This is a genomic window from Craterilacuibacter sp. RT1T (assembly GCF_023502145.1).
Lineage (GTDB): Bacteria > Pseudomonadota > Gammaproteobacteria > Burkholderiales > Chromobacteriaceae > Craterilacuibacter.
The window spans coordinates 116,694-141,510 of sequence record NZ_JAMFLI010000004.1 but is presented as its reverse complement, the minus strand read 5'-3'; the positions used below and the strand labels follow the sequence as shown (position 1 = coordinate 141,510).

Sequence of the window (24,817 nt, the reverse complement as noted above, 5' to 3'; positions counted from 1 at the left end):
ATCATGATGCAGCGGTTCGGCGCGTGGCCCGCGCTTAGCTTTATCGGCCTGTTTTTCGTGTTGCCGCTTCTGGCACTGGTCCCCGAGGCGGTGTCGGAAAATGGCGCGGCCTTCGCCCGCATGCTGGCCGACCCGCTGTTCTGGCCTGCGCTGACCAACTCGGTGCTGCTGGGACTGTCGGCTGGCGTGCTCTCCACGCTGGTTGGCGTGGCCGTTGCCTGGCAGCTGGCGCAGGCCTCGCCTTTCTGGCGTGACAAGCTGATGGCGTTGCTGGGGCTGCCGCTGGCGTTCTCCGGCATGGTGATTGCCTACGGCTTCATTCTCGCCTTCGGCCGGGCCGGCTTTGTGACCCAGATTTTGGGTTACTTCGGTGCCGATACTGCCGAGATCGGCGGCTGGGTGTATACGGTCGGCGGGTTGACCTTCGCCTATGCCTACTACCTGATCCCGCGTGTTGCGCTGACGCTGTACCCAGTGTTTGCCAACCTCGATCTGCGCCCGATTGAGGCCGCCCGTACCTTGGGCGCGACGCCGCGTCGTGCTTTTCTCGATGTGGTGGTGCCCGAGGTCGGTCCGTCGGTGCTGGGCTCGTGTGCCGTAGTCAGTGCGCTGGCCATGGGTACTTATGGCACGGCACTGGCGCTGGTCGGCACCCAGGTCAATATTCTGCCGTTGCTGCTGTACGCCAAAATCGGCGATGGCGGCGCGGACTTCCCTGTTACCTCTGCCTTGTCCATCATCCTGCTTGCCTTGTGCTCGCTGGTGCTGGGTCTGGGCGATCACTTCAGTCAACGCCGTGAACATGCAACATTCGAATAAAGTCGCCACCGCCCTCGCTTCCCTTGCCGTGCGACAAAAGGGGCGCGGGCGTTTGGCCCAGCCGGTTGCCATCGTCGGCCCGCGCGAGGCATCGGCCGAGCAGGAAGCTACCGCCTACCGCCTGGCACATGCGCTGGCCAGTGCCGGTGTCCCGCTGGTGTGCGGCGGCAAGATAGGCGTGATGCAGGCGGCAGCGCGTGCGGCCAGTGACGTCGGTGGTACCTGCATCGGCTTGCTGCCGGAAGAAGATGCCGCCTATGGCAACCCCTATCTGACCGTGGCCTTGCCAACGGGCATTGGCCTGTCGCGCAATATGCTGGTGGCGCGTGCCGGCGCCTGTCTGGTTGCCGTTGGCGGCGGCCTGGGCACCCTGTCTGAAATTGCGATGGCGCTGCAGTGGAAAAAGCCGGTATTTGCCATCCGTGATGCACCGGATGTACCCGGCATGCAGGTGTTTGAAGATGAAGATGCCTTGCTTGAGGCGGTCACCGCCTGGCTGGCCGACTTCCTGCCCGAAGGCTGCCACGATCTGGGCGGTTAAAACATTGGCGCGTTCAGTTGTGATCAAAGCCACCCGATATTACGGGTGGCTTTTTATTGGTGCTGCGCGGGTCGCGAGTTAGCCGCTGACCATCAGGATGGGGATCAGCTTGCGCTGGATCAGGCAGTCGTAATCGCCTTCCCTGTATTCGCGGCACACCCATGGGCGCTGGGTGTAGATGGTGCACAGCATGGTGTGGCGGTCTAGCGCCGCGCACCAGCCGTCGTCCAGCCGGCGCAGCGTTTCCGCCCCCCAGTCGTCTTCCACGATATAACGCGCCGGTACCGCGTCATCGCCAGCCATCAGAATCACTTCCAGCTGGCAGCAGCAGGCCTTGCAGCTGCTGCAGCTGATGGCGGCATCTATCGTGTCCGAGGCGCCTGGGTCGGCCATGTTCAGGCCGTGTCCTTGGCGTCGGGGCGCAGCTTGAGCGTCAGCCCGCGCAGCAAGTTGCGCAGGAACTGGTCGCCGCATTCGCGGTAGTGCTTGTGGTCCGGCTTGCGAAACAGTGCGCCCAGCTCGGCGCTGCTGACGGTGAGTCCGGCACGCAGGATCAGCGCCTGAATGTCTTCCTGCTTCAGCTCGAACGCAATGCGCAGCTTTTTCAGAATCAGGTTGTTGGACATGCGCTGCGGTGCGGCGGGGGCGGCACCGGCGGCCGGTTCGCGCGCGCCGCGCTGCAGCGTGATGACGCCGTCGAGAAAGGCCGACAGTACGCGATCGTTGCACGGCTTGAAGCCTTCGTCGTCATCGCGCTTGAGCAGGGCCGGGATATCCAGATCGGCCGGATCGAGGCCGCCTTGCTGGATCAGCTTGGGTAGCTGGTTGTCGCGCAGGTCGAGAATAAAGCGCACGCTGCGCAGGATGTCGTTATTAAGCATGAGGGTCTTTGTCTGGTAAGGGGGATACAGGGGGAGTGGGGAGTAGGGAGTGGGGCGCCATCGTGGTGACTCTCGGTTCCCGGTTTCCGGTTCCCTGTTCACCACTCCTACCCCCTTCCCCGTCGCTTTTTAGGGTGCCAGCCGCACTTTGTGCCAGCCGGCATCGCTGTTCAGTGTGTATTGTACGCGGTCATGCAAGCGGCTCGGGCGGCCTTGCCAGAATTCGATGCGATCGGCCACCACCGCATAACCGCCCCAGTGTGCGGGGCGCGGTACGCCCAGCGGAAATTTGACGCCAAACATGGCGGCGCGCTTAACCAGTTCGGCCTTGGACGGGATTTCGCTGCTCTGCTCGGAAGCCCATGCCCCCAAGCGGCTGGTATAGGGCCGGCTGGCAAAATAGGCATCGGACACTTCGGGCGCGACCCGCGCCACTTTGCCCTCGATGCGCACCTGCCTCTCCAGCTCGGGCCAGAAAAAAGTCAGGGCGATCCACGGGCAGCCATCCAGCTGGCGACCTTTGCGGCTCAGGTAGTTGGTGTAGAACAGGAACTGGCCATCTTCGACCCCCTTAAGCAGCACGATGCGGCTGCTGGGGCGTCTGTCCGGGCCGACGCTGGCGACATGCATGGCGGTCGGTTCCGGTACTTCGGCATTGATGGCTTCTTGCAGCCAAAGCTGGAACTGGGCGACGGGGTCGCTCAGGCAGTCTTCCGGCGACAGTTCTTTTTTGGCGTAATCCTGACGGATATCGGCGAGATTGAGCGACATGGAGGTCTCCTTTGCCCGCTATGATAGCGCGACTGCCGGTGCTCCGGCTTTGGCGTAGCGTGCTGTTTTGATGGGCAAGATCGTGCAGACGGCATGCAGCAAGTCGTCCGGAACGGCGGCATTTACGTTAAAATGCCGCTTTTATCCTGCGGCACACCGCTTCATGCACCTCGTCGCCTTCGGCCTTAACCATTTATCTGCCCCTGTTGCCATCCGTGAAAAGCTCGCTTTTCCGGCCGAGGTGCTGCCTGCGGCATTGACCGGTCTGGTCGACTCGCAGGCGGCCAAAGAGGTGGCGATTGTGTCGACGTGCAACCGCACCGAGATCTACTGCAATAGCCAGGATCCGTCGGCGGCATTGCACTGGCTGGCACGTTATCACGATGTGTCGCTGGATGCGCTGCAACCCTATCTCTACCAGCTGGATGCGCCGGCCGCAGCCCGCCATGCCTTTCGCGTGGCGTCGGGGCTGGACTCGATGGTGCTGGGCGAGACGCAGATCCTGGGCCAGCTCAAGGATGCGGTGCGGGCGGCGGAAAGTAGCGGCACGCTGGGCATTTTGCTCAATACCCTGTTCCAGAAAAGCTTTGCCGTCGCCAAGGAAGTACGCAGCCAGACCGGCGTGGGCGCAAGTTCGGTGTCGATGGCCGCCGCTGCGGTGCGGCTGGCGGAGCAGATTTTCCCGACGGTGGGCGAGCTCAAGGTGCTGTTTATCGGTGCCGGCGAGATGATTGAGCTGGTGGCGACCCACTTTGCGGCGCGCAATCCGCGCCAGATCACCATTGCCAACCGTACGCTTGCCCGTGGCCATGCGCTGGCCGAGCGCCTGCCGGGCAACACCCATGCGGTGACGCTGGCCGAATTGCCCGAACTGCTGGCGCAATACGATGTGGTGGTGAGTTCGACCGCCAGCCAGCTGCCGATTATCGGCAAGGGCCTGGTCGAGCGCGCGGTCAAGGCGCGGCGTCATCGTCCCATCTTTATGCTGGACTTGGCGGTGCCGCGTGATATCGAGGCCGAGGTGGCCGAGCTGGACGATGTATTTCTGTATTCGGTGGACGATATCGCCGACATTGTCGAAGTCGGGCGCGAGGCGCGGCAGCAGGCCGCAGGCCAAGCCGAGACCATTATCGGCGCACGCGTGGCCGAATTTGCCGACTGGCTGCGTCAGCGCGAGCGTGTGCCGCTGATCCGCAGCCTGCGCGACCATGCCGAGCAGCAGCGGCAGCAGGCGCTCAAGGTGGCGCTGAAACAGCTTGCGCGCGGCACGGAGCCTGAGGCGGTGCTGGAGCTGTTGTCGCAGCAGCTGACCAATAAACTGATGCACCCGCCGACCCGGGCCCTGTCCGGCGGCAAGGGGGCTGATCCTGACGCGCTGGCCGATGCGGTGGTGCGTCTTTACCGTTTACATCCGGAGTCGTAATGAAACCGTCGATTGCCGCCAAACTGACGCAGTTGGCTGAACGACTTGAAGAAGTCACCCATTTGCTGGCCAGCGAACACGCGACCCGCGATATGGATGCGTTCAGGAAACTGACGCGCGAGCATGCCGATCTGACCCCGGTGGTGGAGACCTTTGCCGCCTACCAGCAGTGCGAGCAGGATATGGTCGATGCCGGCGAAATGCTGTCTGATCCGGACATGAAGGAATTCGCCCAGGCCGAGATCGAAGAAGGCAAGGCGCGCATTGCCGCGCTGGATACCGAACTGCAAAAGCTGCTGCTGCCCAAAGACCCGAACGACGACAAGAATATCTTTCTGGAAATTCGTGCCGGCACCGGCGGTGACGAGGCGGCGCTGTTTGCCGGCGATTTGCTGCGCATGTATACCCGCTACGCCGAGCGTAACCGCTGGCAGGTGGAGGTGGTATCGGCATCCGAATCCGATCTGGGCGGCTACCGCGAGGTGATTGTGCGCCTGATCGGCCAGGGCGCGTTTTCACGGCTGAAATTCGAGTCTGGCGCCCACCGCGTGCAGCGCGTGCCGGCGACCGAAACGCAAGGCCGCATCCATACTTCGGCCTGTACCGTGGCGGTGATGCCGGAAGCGGACGAGATTGCCGAAGTGGTGCTTAACCCGGCCGATTTGCGCATCGATACCTACCGCGCTTCCGGCGCTGGTGGCCAGCACATCAACAAGACCGACTCGGCGGTGCGTATTACCCACCTGCCCACCGGCATTGTGGCCGAGTGTCAGGATGGCCGCTCGCAGCACGCCAACAAGGCTTCCGCCATGCAGGTGCTGGCGGCGCGCATCTACGATATCCAGTTGCGCGAGCAGCAGCAAAAAGAAGCGGCCGAGCGCAAGAGTCTGGTCGGCTCCGGTGACCGTTCCGAGCGCATCCGCACCTACAACTATCCACAGGGTCGCATCACCGATCACCGCATCAATCTGACGCTGTACAAGCTGGACCAGATTATGGATGGCGACCTGACCGATCTGACCAATGGCCTGCTGGCCGAACATCAGGCCGAATTGCTGGCCGCGCTGTCGGACTAAGCGTAAACGGATAGACGGGCCGCCTGTGGGCGGCCTTGTTGCATCTTGGCTTGATCTGCTGTTTTGCGTTCAATATATTGAAATTAAATATATTAAACAATATAATGAATAGGCAAACCTGCAGCAAGGAGAACAAGATGCAAAAGAATATTGGTGGTACCGAGCGGGTGATCCGCGTGCTTGTTGGTCTGGCGATTACCAGCCTCGCTTTTGTCGGCCCGGCCAGCCCGTGGGCTTTTCTGGGTCTGGTGCCGGTCGCGACCGGCCTGATAGGCTGGTGCCCGCCGTATGCGATGTTCGGGATCAATACCTGCAAGAAAAAAGCCTGAGCCTATTCAGGGAAAAACGCCGGCATCAAGCCGGCGTTTTGCTATTTGCCGGCTTCGAGCGGCAGCCGGATGCGTATGCTGAAGCCGCCATCGGCCTCATCGATAAAATCGAGCCGGCCATGGTGCTGGCTGACAATGCGGGTGACGATGGCGAGGCCGAGTCCGCTGCCGCCATCGGTGCCGCGATGCGAGGCCAGCCGCTCGAACGGTGCCAGCGCGGCCTCGCGCAGCTCAGGGGCAATGCCGGCGCCGTGGTCGGTGACGGTCAGCTGTGCCGTGTGATGATCCCGGACAAGACGCACGGCAAACGGCGGCAGGCCATAGCGGCGGGCATTTTCCAGCAAATTGGACAGCAGCCGCTCCAGTGCCAGTGCGTCGCCATTGATTTCCAGCCCGTCTTCTATCTCAAGCGCGATCTCCATGCCGTTGCGGCCAAAGCGCGCCACTACGCTATCGACCAGCTCGCCCAGCGCGGTCGGGGTCAGCGGCCGGGTTTCGCCGGCACGGGCGAAGTCGGAGAACTGGCTGATGATGCGCGACAGCTCGTCGATATCGTCCAGCATATCGCGCTGGTCGGCTCCCGCTTCCTGCATTTCCAGCATCAGTTTAAGCCGGGTCAGCGGTGTCCTGAGATCATGTGACAGGCCGGCCAGCATCAGCCGGCGCTCGCGCGCGGTCTCGTCCAGGCTGTGGCTCATCTGGTTGAAATGCTCGGCCAGAGCGCGGATCTCGCGCGCCCCGCGCTCTGGCAGCGGCAGCGGCGTACGACCGCGCCCGAGCTCGCGTACGGCAGCAGACAGACGCGACAATGGCCGGCTGGTCTGCCAGGCAAAGCCGACCGCGAGCAAAGTAGCCAACAAGGAGGCCAGCAGCGAAGCTAGCCACAGCGAACCCAAAGGCCGTTCGCTATAGCGCCCCAGCGGCATCACCAGCCAGTAGCGCTGATCCAGTATATGAACGGCTAACCACATTTCCCGCCGCCCGTCGTGACGGCGCAGGCGGATGCTGGTTTTTTCGCCCAGTGTCGCCGACAGGCGTTGCGCCAGCGCCTCGGTCATGGCGCTGGGCTGGGGTCTGAAGTTCAGCCCCCGGTCTGCATCAGCCGGCAGGAGTTGCGGGAAGTCCGGACGGTTGGTGTTTTGCAGATAGCTGTCGCGTTCGGCCACCGTTCTGCCGTCCAGCGCGTCTTCGGCACTGGCCAGCGTATCCAGCACCTCGTTGTACAGCTGCTCACTGATCAGGCGGTGGCGTTCGGCCGAGGCCAGCCACAGGGTGATGCCCTGGGTAATCAGCACGGCGCTGACCACCAGCAGGATCAGGCGCGCACGCAGCGATAGCGAAGGCAGGTGTCTCATTCGCCACTGCTGCCATCCGGCACGAACACATAGCCGTAACCCCACACCGTCTGGATATGGCGTGTTTTGCTGTCCTTGCGTTCCAGCGCCTTTCTCAGGCGCGAGATATGGACATCGATGCTGCGGTCCAGCGATTCGCCATTGCCCTTGCCCAGTGCCATTTCCATGAGCTGCTCGCGTGTCAGCGGGCGGCGCGGGTGGCGTGCCAGCACCGCCAGTACGGCATATTCGGCGCTGGTCAGGGCGATGCTTTTGCCGTCACATAGTAGTTCGCGCTGTCCCAGATTCAGGGTGAATTCGCCGAAAGCGAGTTTTTCTTCTGCGCTATGGCTGGCATTGAGTGCTGGAGTGGCATGGTGGCGGCGCAGCACCGACTGGATGCGGGCGGTCAGCTCGCGCGGATTGAATGGCTTGGCCAGATAATCATCCGCGCCCATTTCCAGCCCCAGAATGCGGTCTATGTCTTCGCCGCGCGCGGTCAGCATAATCACCGGAATATTTTCACCCGATGCCCGCAGGCGGCGTACAACCGCCAGCCCGTCATCGCCGGGCATCATCACGTCGAGCACAATCAGGTCGGGACGATTGCGTGCCAGCTTGCGTTCGAGTTCGCGCGCATCCGGCAAGGTGTCGGCGCTAAAGCCTTGCTGGGTCAGAAAGCGCGACAGCAAGTCGCGCAGTTTGGCGTCGTCATCGACGACCAGAATCTTGGCGTTTTCCATGGCGTAAGCTTAACGCGTTCACCCGCGGCGGTCAGCCATGGCGTGTGCAAGTGTTAAGCACAGGCCATGCCTTCACACTCCTTAACATTCGCGGCCCTCCCGGGCACATTTGCGCAATACCCGCGCCTTACACTGCAAGCCTCGATACTGAAACGGAGTACCCCATCATGAAAAAAACCTTTTCTGTCAGCCTGCTGGTGCTGAGTCTGCTGGCCGGCAGTGCCTTTGCCGTTGAAACCAGCCAGGCTGTCAAGCCGAAAGAGGGCTGCAAGAATAGTGCCCTGCGTGCAGACATTCTGTCTGGTGCCTTAACCGATGCCGAGCTCAAAACCCTGCAAGCCGACCGCGCCGCCATGCGCGCACGTCACCAGGCTTTGAAGCAAGCAGGCCAGCCATTGAGCGAAGCGGCACGCACCGAACTTGGCCAGATGCGTCAACAGTTCAAGGCCAAGGCTGCAGCGCTGGCGGCCAATGCCGAGCGCAGTCCTGCGCGCAGTGAAATGCCCGCTAACTGGTGTGTAGCTAAAGGCAAGGGCGGCAAGGGGCGCATGTCCATGCCTGCCAACTTGACGCCGGCCCAGCAACAAGCCTGGCAGCAGGACAGGGCTGCGATGCGCAGCAAGATGCAGGCTGCGCGTGCAGATGGCGTAGTGGATGAGAAGGAACGCGCCGAATTGCAGGCCATGCGCGCAGCGATGCAGAGCAAATATCATTCGACTGTCGTGGTTAAACCGTAAGATGTATGCTCGGGCGGTGACACCATGCCGTGCCGGGCGCTAGAATTCGTCTATGAAATCCATCCTTATCCTGCTGCTGGCCTGCTGTTTGACCCTGCCGGCCTATGCCGGCCCTCCCCGGAACAAGGACAAGGGGGCTGAGGTGCAGGGCTCGCACCGCCTGCGTGAACTACGTTTGCGCCAGGCGCTGAAGAACGGTGATATCAGCCCGCAGGAGGCTAACCAATTGCGACAGGCGCGCAAGGCGCAGCACAAAGAGCGGCAGAACGAGCGGCAGAACGAGCGGCGTCAGGGCATGGAAAAGCGGGAAAAGTGGCAGAAGGGTTCGCAACAAGAATTCTGGCGTGAACAGCGCCGGCAGTCGCAGCGTGGTGCTGACGACGATTGATGGCGAATGCCATGTATTTCATACAAAGGGAACGCGATGCACCGCATTTGGCTGATCTTGCTTCTGTTGCTGTCTGCGCCATTGATGGCCGGCGTGGCAGATTGCAGCCAGAGTCAGGTGCCCAAGCGTTGCGAGGTGTTGCGCGCCGGGCAGGCAACTTGTCAGGATGTCGCTCCAGCGCAGCTTAAGGCTTGCCTGGAAGATTTTACGCCGGACACCAGTTGCCGTCGTCAGCGTGATGTCGCGCGCTGCGAAGCACTCCGTAGCGCACAAAGTGCATGCAATACCTTGTTCGGCGCGGCGCGGCGCTTATGCGTGCAGCAGCAGCTGCCGCTGGCCGATTGCGCGCAGGCCAAGGACGCGGCGCGCTGCCAGCGTTTGGCCGAAGCCGAGGCGGCCTGCGCAGGCCTGTTTGGCGCCGAACAACGCCAATGCGTTGCCCGGCGTTTTGCACAGCCCTAGCAGGATGCTTCTGCCTTAGCTGCGTGGAGGCTTGCTGCCGAACGGGCCGATATCGACCGAAGGGTCGACCGGCAGGCGACCGTTGTCGATGGCACGGCGAAACGCGTCGTAATCCGATTCGACCTGATCGGCGTACAGCATCGAATATTGCGCCATCGAGTCGGCAAATTTCCCCGAATTCCCCATATATCCGGCAATCATCGCCGCCTGTCCGCTGGATTTGGCATGGGCGCGCGCCAGCGTCCAGGCACAGGCCTGGGCATAGGCCCTGAGCGTTTCGGCATCGAAGGTCTCCAGTTGAACCGAGGCCTTCATGTCGCGTAGCTGGCGCACATAGAAATCGCGTCCGGCAGGGCCGGTCGTCCAGCCCAGAAACAGATCGCTGGCAGCCTGCATGGTGCGCTGGCCAAACACCACGCGCTTGCCCTGATGGCCATGCACGCACGGCTGGGTAAAGCGTTCCAGTACCGATGGCCGCGCTTCTTTCAGCTGCAGGAACAGCGGCTGGTCGTAATCATCCTGCAGCAGAATCACCATGCAGCGGGTGCCGACGCTGCCGACGCCGACCACCTTGAACGCCATATCGACAATACGGAAGCGCTTGACCAGCTGGGCACGGTCTTCCTTCAGCGTGCTCAGGTACTTTTCCATCATCGGCGCCACCATGGTCAGGCTGTCCGGTGCAGCCAGCCATTGATCCCCATCCGGCAGCAGGGTATCCGCCTCGTGCATATGGAATAGCGTGGGCGGCGTATCCTTGAGCCGCAGTGTCGCGCCGTCATCGGCCGTGATCTTGGGCAGCAGGCGCAAATGGGTACGGTTGCGCGCCCGTTCGCCTATCTTTTCCAGATGACGGCGCAAATGGTCGGAAGGCGCACTGTTATAGAGCAGCTCGTGCGAGACCTTGCTATACCAGACATCCATCTGGCTCATGCGCGAATAATCATGCATGCGCCGGCGATAAGTGCCGCTGGCCGCCTCGACGATGCCGCGTGCAGTCAGATCGCTGATGCCCATGGTGCGGGCGGCCAGTACCAGACTGACGGTCAGCCGTTTGAGGTCCCATTCCCACGGCCCCTGATGGGTTTCATCGAAGTCGCAGATATCAAACAGCAGATTGCGTTCGGGCGAGGCGAAAAAGCCGTAGTTCATCAGGTGCGCATCGCCACAGGCTTGTACGTCTATGCCCGAGTGCCCTTGGCTCGCCAGATCGGCAGCCTGCACCAGTGCAAGGCCACGGAAAAAGGAAAAGGGCGATGCCGCCATGCGGGCATAGCGTAGCGGCACCAGCGCCGGTACGCGCCCGGCACTGGTCGCTTCGACAAGCGCTACCGGATCGCGTTCGCTGGCAAGCGAGCACAATGCCTGGCTGGTACGGGAGCAGAGCTGGCGGCGTGCCTGACCTGCGGCAAAAAGCTCTTCGAAACGTGGGTGCTGTCTGGATGGCATGATGCGGCTCGGACGATGGACTATTGTTGATTTTACGCGGCCTGAGCGTCGTGTGTGTGCTCAAGTGCATGCTTCGGGCCGCGTATGGGTGATCGGTGGTGATGGCTAGCCGTAAAAATCGGTGCCGTTATGACCTTGGCGGGAGGGCGTGGCCGATTCGGTCATGGCTCATTTTTATCCCTGCCTGCCGTGTCCTGATCAAGATATCCACATGTATACCACATGCAGCTTGAGTGGCGGAATGGCCATGAAAAACCGCATCCAAAGGCTGGGAGCGACGTAGGTGTGAGGTCAAGCTAGCAATCCTTATGGACTTATTGACATATTAAACTTATGCAATAAGTTTTATTGTTCGCAATTACAGGTTGTTCCTTATCAAAATACAACAAAATTTTCGTTTTATTTTCATGGGTTTGCTGGTGTTGGCGGCCGTCATGCCTTCCTGCTGTATCCGCCTGTTTTGCACAGTCCATGCCCCGCTTATCCACAAAGTTAGTCACAGGCTTGGGCGGCATGTCGTGGCGGTCGTGGGCGTGCGCTTTTTGTGGAATAGGGAAGACCGCACTTGTTGTTTTCTGTTTGACTGCGCGTAGCCGTGCTTGCCGCTTTACTGCACTATCTGGCCTTTTCCAGTCAGGCAGGAGGCTTGCCGTGTGTTGGTTTCTCTATGTACTCGAATGCCGTGGCGGCAGCCTGTATACCGGCATCAGCCGCAATGTAGCACAGCGTTTTGCCGCGCATCAGGCGGGTAAGGGCGCACGCTATACCCGCATGCATCCTCCCGAACGGGTGGTGCTGAGTATGGTGTTTGACGATAAACCGGCCGCCTTGCGTGCCGAGTATGCGCTCAAGGCTATGAGTAGCGTGGCCAAGCGCGCCTTTGTGCTGGAATATGGGATGCGGCAAGAGGCTTCTCCTCTTGACCTTGGCGTGCCAGAATCGGCGGATTCTGACTGAAACCGGTACCCGAGCATGGCGCTGCAATTCGAAGTAATTCCCGTGACCCCGTTCGAACAAAATGCCACCTTGTTGTGGTGTGATGTGACTTTGCGTGCGGCCGTGGTCGATGCCGGCGGCGATCTGCCGCGCATCCGTGCGCGCATTGCCGCACATGGCCTGACGCTGGATAAATTGCTGCTGACCCATGGCCACATCGACCATGCCGGTGCCGCGGCCGAACTGGCGGCAGAAACAGGCATCCAGATTGAAGGCCCGCATCAGGCCGAGTCGTTCTGGCTGGATCAATTGCCGCAGCAGGGCAAAATGTTCGGCTTTGCCGCCAGTGCGCCACTGACGCCGGATCGTTGGCTGGCCGAGGGCGATACGGTCAGCGTGGGCAATGAAACACTGGAGGTGATTCATTGTCCGGGTCATACCCCGGGCCATGTGGTGTTTTATAGCGCTGGTGCCGGCCTGCTGATCGCGGGTGATGTGCTGTTTGCCGGTTCCATCGGCCGTACCGACTTCCCCATGGGCAATCACCAGCAATTGATCTCGGCTATCCGCGACAAGCTGTTCCAGTTGCCCGACGACACGGTGGTGTTGCCCGGTCATGGCCCGCTGACCACGCTGGGTGAGGAAAAGCGCCACAACCCTTTTGTGGCTGATCCGCGCTTCGGTTGATGTCGCCAGAATTCGCGCGCCAGGTCTTGGCCGTGGTGCATGCCATCCCGGAAGGGCGGGTATGTACTTATGGCCGTGTGGCGGAGTTGGCCGGTTTTCCGCGCCATGCCCGCCATGTGGGCAAGTTGCTATCCGGCTCGGACGAGGTGCCATGGCAAAGAGTGGTCGCGGCCGGTGGGCGGATAGCTCGCGCCGGCACCGAGGCGGCCGACTGGCAACGGCTGCTGCTTGAGCATGAGGGTGTTGTGTTCGGGGAGAGCGGGCGTATTGATCTGCTGTGTTATGGCTGGCCGAAGATTGATGCCATAGGGGTTTAAATGCATTTATTTACTGCCAAATTGCAATAATTTGGCAGTTTTCGAATCTGCCATTATTCTGCGCGCCTCATGCCTTTAAAGCGGCATGTTTTATTTCTCGCTCTCAGGATTTTCAATGTCTATTCGCTCGCTTATCGCGCTTGGCTGCGCACTGGCCGCACCGGCTGCCCTCGCTTCCAACGACTGGTCGTTCAAGAATGTCAGTGTGAACTGGCTGGATTGGTCCAATGGCACCGAAGACCGTACCAATGCAGGCGCATTTGGTGGCAAGAAGGACTTTGCCTACCTCGAGCTGGAAGGCGGATTTGGCGGCAGCTGGGGCGAGGCTTACGGCTTCTTTGATATCGAGAATCCGGGCATGGGTTCGACCGAGACCGATAGCCGTGATCAGCGCCGTTATGCCGCCAAGGCGGTAGCCCGCTTCAATCTGGGCGAAGTGTCCGGCATGCCGGTGCAGCTGTATACCCATCTGTACGATACCCGTGACCACCACAATTTCTTTGATCAGAACCGTGTACTGGGTCTGGGTACCAGCTGGAGTAACGGCAACTTCTGGATCAAGCCTTTCATCGGCGCACACCAGGAACTGAAGTCGGGTGTCGGCGCACACTTTAACGGCTGGATGGCTGGTTATGTGGCGGGCTACAGCTTTACCGCTTTCGGTCAGTCGTTTATGGCGACGCAGTGGCATGAAACCGAATTTGCGCGTAAGGACCGTTTCCTGGCCATGGGTAATCCGGATGGTGGTGTGACCCAAGGCAAGAAAACCGGCCAGAATGGCGCCGTTGGCCTGTGGTGGAATGTGAACAAGGCGCTGACCACCGGCGTACAGTACCGCTACGCCGATGATAAACTGGGTTCCGCCACCCAGCAGAACGCCATGATCTACTCGGTGAAGTACAACTTCTGATGTTTGCTGCAGCAACATAAGAAAAGCCCCGTTGAGTCGGGGCTGTGCATCACACAACAGGCCGGCCTTGCCGGCCTGTTGTCGTATCAGATCGCGCTGTCGTCTGCCGCGCCATCCATGTCCTGATCCACTTGGGCAAACCACTTCTCTACAACCTGCTCTACCGTCTCGCAACCGGATTTTTTCAGGCTGGAAAACAGCTGGATGCTGATCTGCGGATAAGCCGACAGCTTTTCCTTCACCTCTTTCAGTGCCTTGGCCTGTTCCTGGCGCGACAGCTTGTCGGCTTTGGACAGCATGATATGCACCGGACGGTTGGTCTCGATAAAGAAGTGCAGCATCTTCCAGTCCAGCTCCTTCAGCGGATGGCGGATATCCATGATCTGGATCAGGCCGACCAAGCTTTCGCGGGTTTGCAGGTAGCGGCCAAGCAATTGCACCCAGTGCGCGCGTACCGCTTCGGGTACCTGGGCAAAACCATAACCCGGCAAATCGACCAGATAGCGCTCGCTGCCCAGATCGAAAAAGTTGATGTGCTGGGTGCGCCCCGGGGTCTTGGAGACATAGGCCAGACGGGTACGATTGGTCAGCGTATTGATGGCACTGGACTTGCCCGCGTTCGACCGCCCGACAAAAGCCACCTCGGCACGCGTGGGCGGCAAGTCCTTCAGATGGTTGACAGTGGTATAAAAACTGGCGTTTTGGAAGATAGGCATAGTAGTAATGGACAAGTCAGTTGTTATAGAATAGCACGTTTGAAAATGCCTCTTTTATCGATATTCACGCATTCTCCCTAAGGAGCGACCATGAAACGTAAGATGCTGTTGGCGCTATCGGCTGCTTTGCTGGCCGGTGGTTCCCTGGCCGCAGCACCGACGCTGCAGGCGGATCCGGCCAAGGCCAAAGTTATCGTCGAGCAGGTTTGTGCTGCTTGCCACGGTGTGGATGGCAATAGTGTTGCCGCGATCAACCCGACGTTGGCCGGGCAGAGCCAGCAGTATCTGCATGCCCAACTCGTCGCCTTTAAGTCGGGCAAGCGGCAGAACCCGACCATGCTGGGTATGGCCTCGACCCTGTCCGAACAGGACATGGTGAACGTAGCCGCCTACTTTAGCCAGCAAAAGGTCAAGCCGCGCGACGCTTCGGACAAGACCCAGCTGGAACTGGGCAAGCAGCTTTATCGTAGCGGCAATGCCGCAACCAAGCTGCCGGCCTGTATGTCCTGTCATGGCCCGGCCGGTGCCGGCCTGCCGGAAAAGTATCCGCGCCTGGGCAGCCAGCATGCGAGTTACATCGTCAAGCAGCTGCAGGATTATAAGGGCGCCACCGTCCGCAACAACGTCATCATGACTGATATTGCGGCACGTATGAGTGATGCCGAGATGAAAGCGGTCGCCGAATATATTTCGGGTCTGCGTTAAGCGCAACTTTTGCCTGAGTCCACACTCATAGGGAGGGTGCCCGTTTCGGGCCCCTCTTTTTGTTTTATGCCGATATGAAAATAAAAAATCGCAATTCGCAGTGGTTATACCGAATTTATGAGCTTGTCAGTTCGATGCGCTTTGCCATCGGCCTGCTCACCATTCTGGCGATCGCCTCGATTATCGGGACGGTACTCAAGCAGAATGAGCCTTATACCAACTATGCCTTCGAGTTCGGCCAGTTCTGGTTTTTGCTGTTTGAAAAGCTGGGGCTGTACGATGTCTACCATTCGGGCTGGTTCCTGACCATCTTGGCCTTTCTGGTGCTGTCGACCTCGCTGTGTATCGTGCGCAACGGGCCGGGCTTCCTTAAGGAAATGAAGGCGTATCGGGAAAAAGCCTCCGATACCTCGTTAAGCCTGATGTCGCATAGTGTCGAGCTGGAGGGCGAGGTGGAGCCCGAGGCGGTGCGCGAACGGCTGCAGGCGCAGGGTTTCAGCGTCAAGGAGCATCAGCGCGAGGATGGCAGCCACGTATTGGCGGCCAAGAAAGGTGCCGCGAATAAGCTGGGTTATTTCTTTGCCCATATCGCCATGGTCGTGATCTGCATCGGCGGCCTGATGGATGGCAACCTGCCGCTTAAGCTGGGCGAGATGAGCGGGCGTGTGGTGCCGGAAACGCGCAATGTGCCGCAAAGCCAGATTCCGGAACAAAGCCGCCTTTCTGCCAGCAACCTGTCTTATCGCGGCAATGTCACCATCGCCGAGAACCGCAGTGCCGACGTGGTCTTCCTGAACGCAGGCAAGGGTTATCTGGTACAGGAGCTGCCGTTTGCCGTGACGCTCAAGCAGTTTCATGTCGATTACTACAGCAACGGCATGCCCAAGCTGTTTGCCAGCGATATTGTGGTGACTGATAAGGCGACCGGCAAGGAGACCAAGGCTACGGTCAAGGTCAACCATCCGCTGGTGGTCGATGGTGTCGCCATCTATCAGGCAAGCTTTGGTGATGGCGGCTCGCCGCTGGAGCTGGATGCGTGGAATCTGGCGCAGCCGCAACTGGCACCGGTTGCGATCAAGGGCGTGTCGCAGGCGGCGCAGCCTTTGCGTGCCAACGGACAGGAATACACGCTGGAGTTTGGCGACCTCAAGGTTTACAACGTCGAGAACATGGCCAAAACCGGCATGGAGGGCGACAAGACCTTGGCGCAGCGCATGAATGATGCGCGCTCGGTGAAGCATGAGAAGGCGTTGCAGAATGTGGGCCCATCCATCACCTATAAGCTGCGCGACGGTCAGGGGCAGGCGCACGAATACCATCAATATATGGCACCCATTATGCAGGAGGGTGCCAGCTACCAGATCTCGGGTGTGCGTCGTCAGGTGTCCGAGCCTTTCCAGTATCTGCGTCTGCCGCTGGATGACGAGTTGTCACTCAAGCGTTTTATGCGTTTGAATGCCGCGCTGGCTACGCCGGCACTGTATGACGAGGTCGCGCGCCGTACGGCTGACAAGGCCATGCAGGGCGGGGCCATCAGCCCGGAGATGCGTGCTCAGTTTGAGAATAGCGTGAAGTGGGTACTGGCACGCTTTGCCGAGGGTGGCTTCCCCGCACTGGAAAACTTCTTGGATGAGCGCGTACCGCAGGACAAGCGTCAGGCCGTGGCACAAACCTATGTGAAGATTCTGCAGGGCACGGTGGGTGACTTGATGGCGGTGGCGGATAGCCGCGCCGGCGTGACGCCGCTTGCTGCACAGCAGAACAGCTACCGCTTCTTGCTCGACAGTCTGGTCGCCAGCTCGGCGTTGCATGACTATGGTGCGCCGGTCTATCTGCAACTGGTCGGCTTTGATCAGGTACAAGCGTCCGGTCTGCAACTGACGCGCTCGCCGGGCAAGAATCTGGTGTATCTGGGTTCCTTGCTACTGGTGATCGGCATCATCCTGATGTTCTATGTGCGTGAAATCCGGGTGTGGCTGGTGTTCCGCCCGGGCCGCTTGCGTCTTGCCATGACATCCAATCGCCACAACCGTGATCTCGACCGCGATTTTGATCGCGAGCGCGACGCACTTGAAACGCTAATCCGGGAGCAACCATGAGTTCCACTTACCGTCTTGCCGCACAGCCAAGCTTCTGGCGCAGCCTGGACTTGCGCGACTGGGTTTATGCCCTGTTTGTGCTGGTCGTCTGTGCCGGTGCTTTTTACCAGTACGACCATTTTATGGACGTGTACGAAGAGGCCATTCTGGCCGGTTCTGCCTTGAGCTTGGTGGCGCTGGGCTGGTTCTGGAAGCCGTGGCGCTGGTACTTTCCGCTCTCCGGGGTGACGTCGCTATTGGCGATACAGGTGTACGAGCATGATCTGGCGCGCGCACAGAGTGCCTTCCTGCTGAAGTACATCCTGTCCAGCCAGTCGTCCATTATGTGGATGTGTACGCTGTTTGTACTGGCTACCGGCGTGTACTGGGCAGGCCTGCTGACGCGCTCGGCCACGCTGCAAAGAATGGGTAGCGGCCTGACCTGGGCTGCTTGCGTGATGGGGCTGGCCGGTCTGGGTACGCGCTGGTACGAGAGTTATCTGATCGGTGCGGATGTCGGCCATATCCCGGTGTCCAATCTGTATGAAGTATTCGTGCTGTTCTGTCTGGTGACCGCACTGATGTACCTTTATTACGAGGCCAAGTTTGCCGCCCGCCAGATGGGCGCTTTTGTGCTGCTGATTATCAGCGCGGCGGTAGCCTTTATTGTCTGGTATGCCTTCGACCGGCAGGCGCATGAAATCCAGCCATTGATTCCCGCGCTGCAGTCGTGGTGGATGAAAATCCATGTGCCGGCCAACTTTGTCGGCTATGGCGCTTTTGCCATTGCTGCCATGCTGGGCGCAGCCGAGCTGATGGTGATGCGCGGCTGGCTGGCGGGCAAGCTGCCGCCGATGGAGGTGATGGATGAGGTGATGTACAAGGTGATCGCGGTCGGCTTCCTGTTCTTTACCATCGCGACGGTACTGGGGGCGATGTGGGCCGCCGATGCCTGGGGTGGTTACTGGAGCTGGGACCCGAAAGAGACTTGGGCGCTGATTGTGTGGCTGAACTACGCCGCCTGGCTGCATATGCGTCTGGTTAAAGGATGGCGCGGCGCGCCTCTGGCATGGTGGGCGGTCGTCGGCCTGTTTATCACCACCTTCGCCTTTATCGGCGTGAATATGTTCTTGTCCGGTCTGCATTCCTACGGCGGCTTGTAAGGCGGATAAAAACAGTAAAGGGCTCCGCTATCGGTTGATGGCGGAGCCCTTTGTTATGGCGCTGTCCCGGCCCAAGGCGGTGTTTACGGCATGCGATACGCGCGGTTTATGCGCCAGCCACGCATCCCCATCAGGCTGATGTCAGTGTCTTTTGCGCTGGGCATGTCGCTCAGTTTGCCGCGCAGCGGCGGATCAGCCTGATCCATTGCCGTGACAGTTTGGGGCCGCGCTCGAACAGGCGCACCAGCCCCGGCTCCATCACCACTTCGAAGCCCGAGCGCCCGGTGGCCGGATTGGTCAGGCGCAGGCTATAACGCTCGGCTGTTTCTTGCGTACTGTCTATGTAATCCAAGGGGATTTTCCAGCCCTTGATACCGCTTTCCAGGCATTGGGCAACTTTGAACGGTGCGCTTAGGGTCAATAGTTCAAGCGATGGCGTCGAGCGGGCAGCCCATGCCGGCGCCGCCCAGAGCAGGGCGGCCGCCAGCATGAGGCTAGGGGGGCAGGGTAAACGGGACATGGCGTTTGGCTTGGCGTGAACATCAAAGCGCCATCGTCCTGCGTTTACCGGTCTATTTCAATAGCAAATGATTTCTAAATTGCATAATCAGGCCAGCGTCGCCAGATAGCGCCGCTCCCATGGCGTAATTTCGCCATGAAAACTGCTCAGTTCCAGCTCCTTGACCGCCACATAGGCGCGGGCAAACTCGCCGCCAAACAGGGCTTGCGCCGTCGGTTGTGCCGCCATGACCTCCAGCGCACCATCCAGCGTACGTGGCAAGCTGGCCTTGTCCTCGCCGAGAAAGACATTGCCGGTCACGGCCTCATCGGGCACCAGTTTCTGCTCTATCCCCAATAGCCCGGCCCCCAGACTGGCTGCCAGCGTGAGATAGGGGTTGGCGTCGCAGCCGGGCAGGCGGTTTTCCACGCGCCTGGCTTCCGGGCCACTGCGCGGTACGCGCAAGCCGACCGAGCGGTTGTCTATGCCCCAGCTCAGGTTGACGGGTGCTGCCAGACCCTTGACGAAGCGGCGGTAGGAATTGGGGCTGGGGCAAAATAGCGGCATCAGATGCGGCAGGTAGTGCTGCATGCCGGCAATGTAGTGGAAGAAACGTGCGCTCTCGCTGCCGTCAGTCTGGCTGAAGGCATTATGACCGGCCTGGTCGACCAGACTTTGGTGGATATGCATCGAGCTGCCCGGCTGGCCGGCCAGCGGCTTGGCCATGCACACCACATTCAGTCCGTGCTGGTTGCCGATTTCCTTGAGCGCGGTCTTGAACAAAAAGGTCTGGTCAGCCAGCTGCAGGGCCGGGCCATGCTGGAGATTGATCTCGAACTGGCTGGGCCCCATTTCGTGCACCCAAGTATCGGTCTTGATGCCCAGCATCTCGCAGGCGCGGTAAACGTCGTCGAAGAAGGCTTCCAGATCGTTGAGCGTGGAAAAACTGAACGAGTCAAAACCAGTCTCGCGCCGTCCGCTGCGCAAGGGTGGCATCTGGAACGGGACGCTGGCATCCGGGCTGGCGGCAAAGATGTAAAACTCCAGTTCGGGCGCAACAATGGGGGTGAGCCCCAGTGCCGTGTAGCGCGCCAGCACTTGCTTGAGCGCCGAGCGTGGCGCCAGCGGCGTCAGCGTGCCATCCAGATCCACGCAGTCGCAAATGATGAGTGCGCGCGGTGTGCGTGCCCACGGCACCAGACGCATCGTGCTCAGGTCCGGCACCAGCGCTACATCGGGATCCTGCTCGCCATAAAAACGGTAGTCGGGAAAGTCGCCGGTACAGCTCTGGATGGGGACTGCGCGCGCAATGCGCAGATCTTGGCCGCGGATAAAGGCGGCGGCAGGCAGGGTCTTGCCACGGGCGAAGCCGCTGATATCGGCGAAGCACATTTCGACATCGCGGACCTTGTTCTTTTCCAGCCAGTCGGCCAGAGGTTTCATCTGCCCGGTGTCGTGCGTGGCTGCTGTGTGTTGGTTCATGGTTTTCCTCGGTTTCCGTTGCAAGCAGGGAATCCCGTCTGTCTGCCCCCGTGGCTGGGGGCGTGGCGTCTATTGCGCCTTGATGGCAGTGATTATGCCATGGGCAATAGTTTGCGGCATAATCAGCGGCTCACCCTGAGGATTAAATCATGAAACGCTTTGCTCCCTTGCTGGCTGCTGCCGGTCTGTTTCTGTCCTGCGCATTCGCCAGCGCCGCACCCCTGTTGATTGATGTGCGTACGCCGGCCGAGTTTGCCGAGGGACATGTCGAGGGCGCGGTTAATCTGCCGCTGGATACGATCACCAGCAGCATTGCCGGCGTGGCACCGGATAAGCAGACGCCGATCGGCTTGTATTGCCGCAGCGGGCGTCGCTCGGCCGACGCGGGCCAGAAGCTGCAGGCCATGGGCTACACCCAGGTACGCAATCTGGGTAGTCTTGATGACGCTCGCAAGTCGGCCTCTGGAATCTGATATGATAGTTGGCACGATCAAAATGATGTTTTAGGCCGCATAATGATGTGCGCGGCGGGAAATATGTCTTAGAACCTGTTCACGATCTGCTGCGCATCGGCGATACGGCGTTAAAAACAGCTTCGAAATGCTCATGTACCACCTGTACATTCCGCTTTCTCAGCCGTTTTCGCCTCGTCTCGCCCTCGCTCGCGAGAGCGTGAACACGCTCTTATAGGGTTGTTGCCGCTTTTATATGAATTCTTCGTCTGCTGACCTGTCCCCTTTTGCTGAAAGCGATCTTGCCGTCTGGGTGACCGATGCCCAGGGGCATTGTCGTTATGCCAATCATGCGGCCTGCCAGTTAAGCCGGTACCGGCAAGGGTGTGTGGCTGATATTCCGCCTGAGCAGGCGTCAGCCTTGCAGCAAATGACGGTGCCGCTACCGGATGGCGGACAGCTGCTGCTCGCATACGATAACCGGCAGCAACAGCAACAGCAACAGCAGCTGCAGCAAGCGTTATTGCATGGCGATGCCAAATACCAGCAAATCTTCAATCATGTTGCGGTTGGCGTTTTGCACTTCGACGTAAATGGGATCTCCACGGACTGTAATGACAGCCTTGTCCAGCATCTCAAGCTGGCACGCACCCGGTTGATCGGACTCAATTTGTTGCAACTGGGTGGTGGGGAATTGCGTGCTGCCGTTCAGTCGGTGCTGGACGGCAAGCGTAGTCTCTATGAGGGGCATTACACGATCGAGCATAGCGGCCAGATATTGGCACTGCGCGCCAAGCTGATTCCCATCATCGTGTCCGGCGTGGTGAGCGGAGGGATTGCGCTGGTTGAAAATATGGATGCGCAGCGGCTGGCGGAGGGGGAACATCGCGTTTCGCGCCAGCGTGCTCGCTTGCTGCGCGATCAAACTGCGCTGGGCATGATCGAATGGGATGCCGATTTCCGGGTACGGGACTGGAATCCGGCAGCCGAGCAGATATTTGGCTATTCACGCGAGCAGGCGCTGGGCCAGCATGCGCATTTTATTCTTGCCAAGCAGCAGCGCGAGCTGATTCATACCTCGGTACTGGAGGCGCTGCTACAGCAACGTGGGGGTTCGCGTAGCCAGAATGCCAATCAGACTCGCGATGGCTGCATTATCGAGTGCGAGTGGTTTAATACGACTTTGGTTGATGAGTCGGGGCGCACGCTGGGTGTCACTTCGCTGATACAGGATGTCACGGAAAGCAAACGCGCAGAGCAGCAATTATTGCATCTGGCGCGACATGATCAGCTCACCGGCTTGCTGAACCGCGCCGCTTTGGCCGGGCAGGTGCAAGAGGCGATTGAACAGGCCCAGCCGGATGGCTCGCCTCTGGCTCTGGTCTTTATCGATCTGGATGGTTTCAAACATATCAACGATAGCTTGGGTCACCGGGCTGGAGATAGCCTGCTATGCCAGCAGGCGCGGCGCTTGTCCATGCTGGTACGCCGCGGCGACAGCGTGGCACGCCTAGGGGGGGACGAGTTTATGCTGCTGTTGCCGCAATGCGATGCGGCGGCGGCAGCGGAGCTGGTGCAGCGCTTAAGCGGGCAACTGGCACAACCCTGCATGGTCGAGGGGGGTGAAATTAGCGTGACTTCATCCATGGGTATTGCGCTCTATCCGCAAGATGGCACGGATTTCGATACCTTGTTGCGCTGTGCCGATATGGCGATGTACCGTGCCAAACGCGATGGCCGCAATACCTGGCGCGGCTTCCAGCCGGATATGCTGGCTCAGGTGCAACGCCGTTTGCGGCTGGAAAACGCCTTGCGCCGTGCGCTGGAAAACAATGAGCTGATGCTGTATTACCAGCCACAGCTGGAAATAGGCAGCGGCCGTCTGGTCGGGCTGGAGGCTTTGCTGCGTTGGCAGCATCCGGAGCTGGGCTGGATTTCGCCGGCTGAATTTATTCCGGTGGCGGAAGAGTGCGGCATGATCATCCCGATTGGCGAGTGGGTCTTGTGCGAGGCGCTGTCCCAGTTACAGCACTGGCAGCAAGCGAGTCATCCGCTGGTCAGGGTTGCCGTTAATTTGTCGGCGGGGCAGTTCCAGCAGGCAAATTTTGCGCAGCGGGTACAGCAGCTGCTGGAAACCTATGCCGTGCCGGCGCGCTTGCTGGAGTTGGAGCTAACCGAGAGCGTGGCCATGTGCCAGCCGGCGCTGGCGGTGAGCATTATGGATGCGCTGAATGTGTTGGGGGTCAAGGTTTCCATTGATGATTTTGGCACCGGTTATTCTTCGCTCAGTTATTTACGCCGCTTGCCGCTGGATACCCTGAAAATAGACCGCTCTTTTGTGGCCGATATTGTCGAGGATAAGGAAGACCGGGCCATTATTCAGGCCATTATCAGTCTGGCGCAGACGCTTGGGCTGAAAACGCTGGCAGAGGGCGTCGAGACTGAGGCGCAACTGAAGTGGCTGCAGCAATATGGTTGCGACAAGGTGCAGGGTGATTATTTCAGCCGCCCACTGCCGGCGGCTGAAATTCCGGACTGGTTGCGCCGCTCTGCTGCCGCTGTGGATGCGGCAGCAACCGAGGGCTATTGCATTTGATGCATGTCTGCAGCGGATGGTTTTAGCGCCGGATCTGGCCGTCTCCCAATACCACCCACTTCTGGCTGGTCAGGCCTTCCAGGCCGACCGGGCCGCGGGCGTGGATCTTGTCGGTCGAGATACCGATTTCAGCGCCTAAGCCATATTCGAAGCCATCGGCAAAACGGGTGCTGGCGTTGACCATGACTGAGCTGGAGTCCACTTCGCGCAGGAAGCGGCGCGCGCGGCCGTAGTCTTCGGTCAGAATGGCATCGGTGTGGTGGCTGCCGTAGTGGTTGATATGGCTGATGGCGCTATCCAGACCATCCACCACGCGAATGGCGATAATTGCGGCCGCATACTCGGTAAACCAGTCGTCCTCGCTCGCCGTGCCCACCTTGTCGGCCCCGACAATGGCGCGTGTGGCGGCATCGCCACGCATTTCTACGCCTTTGGACGCATAGATGGCACAGATCTGCGGCAGGAATTCGCCGGCGACCGCCGCATGTACCAGCAGTGTCTCCATGGTATTGCAGGTGCCGTAGCGGTGGGTCTTGGCGTTGTCGCACACCGTCAGCGCTTTGGCCAGATCCGCCTTGTCATCTACATAGCTATGGCAGTTGCCATCCAAATGCTTGATCACCGGGACGCGCGCCTCGGCGCTGATGCGCGCGATCAGCCCTTTGCCACCACGCGGTACGATCACATCCACATACTCGGGCATGGTAATGAGCGCACCGACGGCAGCGCGGTCGGTGGTTTTCAGCACTTGTACCGCGGTTTCAGGCAGGCCGGCGGCGGCGAGGCCTTCGTGCACGCAGGCGGCGATAGCCTGGTTGCTGTGGAAGGCTTCCGAGCCACCGCGCAGGATGGTGGCGTTGCCGGATTTCAAGCACAGGCCGGCGGCGTCGGCCGTCACATTCGGCCGCGCCTCGTAGATGATGCCGACCACGCCCAGCGGTACGCGCATCTTGCCTAGCTGGATGCCGGACGGGCGGTAGCAGAAATCGTCCATCTCGCCGACCGGATCGGGCAGGCTGGCGATCTGGCGCAGGCCTTCGGCCATGGATGCAATGGTGCCCGCATTCAGCGTCAGGCGGTCGACCATGGCCGGTGCCAAGCCATCGGCGATGGCCTGCTCGACATCGCGACGGTTGGCGGCCAGCAATTTTTCGCTATCGCGTTCGATGGCTGCGGCCATCGCTTCCAGTGCGGCATTTTTCTGCAGGGTGTCGGCGCGGGCAATTTCGCGGCTGGCCTGACGAGCGGCCTGGCCGACGTTCTGCATGTATTCCTGAATGTCCATGTTCTGCTGTTCCGCTAGGTAATATGGTCAAAGATTAC

Annotated in this window: 27 protein-coding genes; 17 read left to right on the top strand and 10 right to left on the bottom strand. The window is 60.1% G+C overall.

Annotated elements, in window-relative coordinates; genetic code table 11:
• Positions 1-3 precede the first annotated feature (3 nt).
• A complete protein-coding gene (locus M3P88_RS08670) occupies positions 4-819 on the top strand; it encodes an ABC transporter permease (RefSeq protein ID WP_249615653.1) in 816 nt (271 codons plus the stop codon).
• Positions 803-1,360 (top strand): TIGR00725 family protein, encoded by a 558-nt coding sequence (locus M3P88_RS08665; protein ID WP_249615652.1) that lies wholly within the window; start codon positions 803-805, stop codon positions 1,358-1,360. The genes M3P88_RS08670 and M3P88_RS08665 overlap by 17 nt, the downstream gene beginning before the upstream one ends.
• Before the next feature lie 78 nt (positions 1,361-1,438).
• Here M3P88_RS08665 and M3P88_RS08660 read toward each other — a convergent pair whose 3' ends face one another.
• The 3 genes from M3P88_RS08660 to pdxH form a co-directional block, all read right to left on the bottom strand.
• The gene (locus M3P88_RS08660; protein WP_249615651.1) at positions 1,439-1,753 is read right to left on the bottom strand and encodes a YkgJ family cysteine cluster protein; all 315 of its coding nucleotides are present in this window, start codon (positions 1,751-1,753) and stop codon (positions 1,439-1,441) included.
• Positions 1,754-1,755: 2 nt separating this feature from the next.
• Entirely contained in the window at positions 1,756-2,241 is a 486-nt protein-coding gene (locus tag M3P88_RS08655; protein WP_249615650.1) for a YehS family protein, read from the bottom strand.
• A 129-nt stretch (positions 2,242-2,370) separates the two neighbouring features.
• Positions 2,371-3,012: a pyridoxamine 5'-phosphate oxidase gene (pdxH, locus tag M3P88_RS08650; RefSeq protein WP_249615649.1), complete on the bottom strand. Its 642-nt coding sequence runs from the start codon at positions 3,010-3,012 to the stop codon at positions 2,371-2,373.
• Positions 3,013-3,175: 163 nt separating this feature from the next.
• Here pdxH and hemA point away from each other — a divergent pair, with 163 nt between their 5' ends.
• From hemA to M3P88_RS08635, 3 genes are all read left to right on the top strand, one after another.
• Positions 3,176-4,435, top strand: coding sequence for a glutamyl-tRNA reductase (gene hemA, locus M3P88_RS08645; RefSeq protein ID WP_249615648.1), 1,260 nt, complete (start codon positions 3,176-3,178; stop codon positions 4,433-4,435).
• Entirely contained in the window at positions 4,435-5,511 is a 1,077-nt protein-coding gene (gene prfA, locus M3P88_RS08640) for a peptide chain release factor 1 (RefSeq protein ID WP_124734985.1), read from the top strand. The genes hemA and prfA overlap by 1 nt, the downstream gene beginning before the upstream one ends.
• 137 nt (positions 5,512-5,648) lie before the next feature.
• Positions 5,649-5,840, top strand: coding sequence for a YgaP family membrane protein (locus tag M3P88_RS08635; protein ID WP_249615647.1), 192 nt, complete (start codon positions 5,649-5,651; stop codon positions 5,838-5,840).
• Positions 5,841-5,881: 41 nt separating this feature from the next.
• On the opposite strand, the gene M3P88_RS08630 is transcribed toward M3P88_RS08635, so the two are convergent.
• Together M3P88_RS08630 and M3P88_RS08625 are read right to left on the bottom strand one after the other, a co-directional pair.
• Positions 5,882-7,195, bottom strand: a complete 1,314-nt coding sequence (locus M3P88_RS08630) for an ATP-binding protein (RefSeq protein WP_249615646.1) — start codon at positions 7,193-7,195, stop codon at positions 5,882-5,884.
• On the bottom strand, positions 7,192-7,917 hold the full coding sequence (locus M3P88_RS08625; RefSeq protein ID WP_249615645.1) for a response regulator: 726 nt from the start codon (positions 7,915-7,917) through the stop codon (positions 7,192-7,194). The genes M3P88_RS08630 and M3P88_RS08625 overlap by 4 nt, the downstream gene beginning before the upstream one ends.
• Positions 7,918-8,084: 167 nt before the next feature.
• On the opposite strand from M3P88_RS08625, the gene M3P88_RS08620 reads away from it, so the two are divergent.
• The 3 genes from M3P88_RS08620 to M3P88_RS08610 are packed head-to-tail and all read left to right on the top strand — an operon-like array spanning position 8,085 to position 9,504.
• On the top strand, positions 8,085-8,654 hold the full coding sequence (locus tag M3P88_RS08620; protein ID WP_249615644.1) for a hypothetical protein: 570 nt from the start codon (positions 8,085-8,087) through the stop codon (positions 8,652-8,654).
• Between the two features lie 52 nt (positions 8,655-8,706).
• Positions 8,707-9,042 carry a hypothetical protein gene (locus M3P88_RS08615; protein ID WP_249615643.1) on the top strand — a complete coding sequence of 112 codons (336 nt, stop codon included), beginning with the start codon at positions 8,707-8,709 and terminating at the stop codon, positions 9,040-9,042.
• A 36-nt stretch (positions 9,043-9,078) separates the two neighbouring features.
• The gene (locus M3P88_RS08610) at positions 9,079-9,504 is read left to right on the top strand and encodes a hypothetical protein (RefSeq protein ID WP_249615642.1); all 426 of its coding nucleotides are present in this window, start codon (positions 9,079-9,081) and stop codon (positions 9,502-9,504) included.
• A 15-nt stretch (positions 9,505-9,519) separates the two neighbouring features.
• Here M3P88_RS08610 and M3P88_RS08605 read toward each other — a convergent pair whose 3' ends face one another.
• Entirely contained in the window at positions 9,520-10,953 is a 1,434-nt protein-coding gene (locus tag M3P88_RS08605) for a DUF2252 domain-containing protein (RefSeq protein ID WP_249615641.1), read from the bottom strand.
• A 651-nt stretch (positions 10,954-11,604) separates the two neighbouring features.
• Here M3P88_RS08605 and M3P88_RS08600 point away from each other — a divergent pair.
• The 4 genes from M3P88_RS08600 (at position 11,605) to M3P88_RS08585 (ending at position 13,803) form a co-directional block, all read left to right on the top strand.
• A complete protein-coding gene (locus tag M3P88_RS08600; RefSeq protein WP_249615640.1) occupies positions 11,605-11,910 on the top strand; it encodes a GIY-YIG nuclease family protein in 306 nt (101 codons plus the stop codon).
• Positions 11,911-11,925: 15 nt separating this feature from the next.
• Positions 11,926-12,576 carry an MBL fold metallo-hydrolase gene (locus M3P88_RS08595; RefSeq protein WP_283773154.1) on the top strand — a complete coding sequence of 217 codons (651 nt, stop codon included), beginning with the start codon at positions 11,926-11,928 and terminating at the stop codon, positions 12,574-12,576.
• Positions 12,576-12,893 (top strand): MGMT family protein, encoded by a 318-nt coding sequence (locus M3P88_RS08590; RefSeq protein WP_249615639.1) that lies wholly within the window; start codon positions 12,576-12,578, stop codon positions 12,891-12,893. The genes M3P88_RS08595 and M3P88_RS08590 overlap by 1 nt, the downstream gene beginning before the upstream one ends.
• 115 nt (positions 12,894-13,008) lie before the next feature.
• Positions 13,009-13,803, top strand: a complete 795-nt coding sequence (locus M3P88_RS08585) for an outer membrane protein OmpK (RefSeq protein WP_249615638.1) — start codon at positions 13,009-13,011, stop codon at positions 13,801-13,803.
• Positions 13,804-13,889: 86 nt separating this feature from the next.
• On the opposite strand, the gene yihA is transcribed toward M3P88_RS08585, so the two are convergent.
• Positions 13,890-14,519, bottom strand: coding sequence for a ribosome biogenesis GTP-binding protein YihA/YsxC (yihA, locus tag M3P88_RS08580; protein WP_249615637.1), 630 nt, complete (start codon positions 14,517-14,519; stop codon positions 13,890-13,892).
• A 90-nt stretch (positions 14,520-14,609) separates the two neighbouring features.
• Here yihA and M3P88_RS08575 point away from each other — a divergent pair, with 90 nt between their 5' ends.
• From M3P88_RS08575 to ccsB, 3 genes are all read left to right on the top strand, one after another.
• The gene (locus tag M3P88_RS08575) at positions 14,610-15,224 is read left to right on the top strand and encodes a c-type cytochrome (RefSeq protein WP_249615636.1); all 615 of its coding nucleotides are present in this window, start codon (positions 14,610-14,612) and stop codon (positions 15,222-15,224) included.
• A gap of 134 nt (positions 15,225-15,358) precedes the next feature.
• Positions 15,359-17,323: a cytochrome c biogenesis protein ResB gene (locus M3P88_RS08570; RefSeq protein ID WP_249615635.1), complete on the top strand. Its 1,965-nt coding sequence runs from the start codon at positions 15,359-15,361 to the stop codon at positions 17,321-17,323.
• Entirely contained in the window at positions 17,320-18,465 is a 1,146-nt protein-coding gene (ccsB, locus tag M3P88_RS08565) for a c-type cytochrome biogenesis protein CcsB (protein WP_249615634.1), read from the top strand. Before M3P88_RS08570 ends, ccsB begins: the two co-directional genes overlap by 4 nt.
• A 169-nt stretch (positions 18,466-18,634) precedes the next feature.
• Here ccsB and M3P88_RS08560 read toward each other — a convergent pair whose 3' ends face one another.
• Both M3P88_RS08560 and M3P88_RS08555 read right to left on the bottom strand, forming a co-directional pair.
• Positions 18,635-18,985, bottom strand: a complete 351-nt coding sequence (locus tag M3P88_RS08560; RefSeq protein ID WP_249615633.1) for a hypothetical protein — start codon at positions 18,983-18,985, stop codon at positions 18,635-18,637.
• Between the two features lie 87 nt (positions 18,986-19,072).
• Complete coding sequence (locus M3P88_RS08555) at positions 19,073-20,446, bottom strand: glutamine synthetase family protein (protein ID WP_249615632.1); 1,374 nt, start codon at positions 20,444-20,446, stop codon at positions 19,073-19,075.
• 149 nt (positions 20,447-20,595) lie between these two features.
• On the opposite strand from M3P88_RS08555, the gene M3P88_RS08550 reads away from it, so the two are divergent.
• Together M3P88_RS08550 and M3P88_RS08545 are read left to right on the top strand one after the other, a co-directional pair.
• Entirely contained in the window at positions 20,596-20,919 is a 324-nt protein-coding gene (locus M3P88_RS08550) for a rhodanese-like domain-containing protein (protein ID WP_249615631.1), read from the top strand.
• A gap of 235 nt (positions 20,920-21,154) precedes the next feature.
• Entirely contained in the window at positions 21,155-23,494 is a 2,340-nt protein-coding gene (locus M3P88_RS08545; RefSeq protein ID WP_249615630.1) for a putative bifunctional diguanylate cyclase/phosphodiesterase, read from the top strand.
• A gap of 22 nt (positions 23,495-23,516) precedes the next feature.
• Here the strand turns inward: M3P88_RS08545 and M3P88_RS08540 are convergent, their stop codons facing one another.
• Positions 23,517-24,779: a glutamate-5-semialdehyde dehydrogenase gene (locus M3P88_RS08540; RefSeq protein WP_249615629.1), complete on the bottom strand. Its 1,263-nt coding sequence runs from the start codon at positions 24,777-24,779 to the stop codon at positions 23,517-23,519.
• Positions 24,780-24,817: the final 38 nt, after the last annotated feature.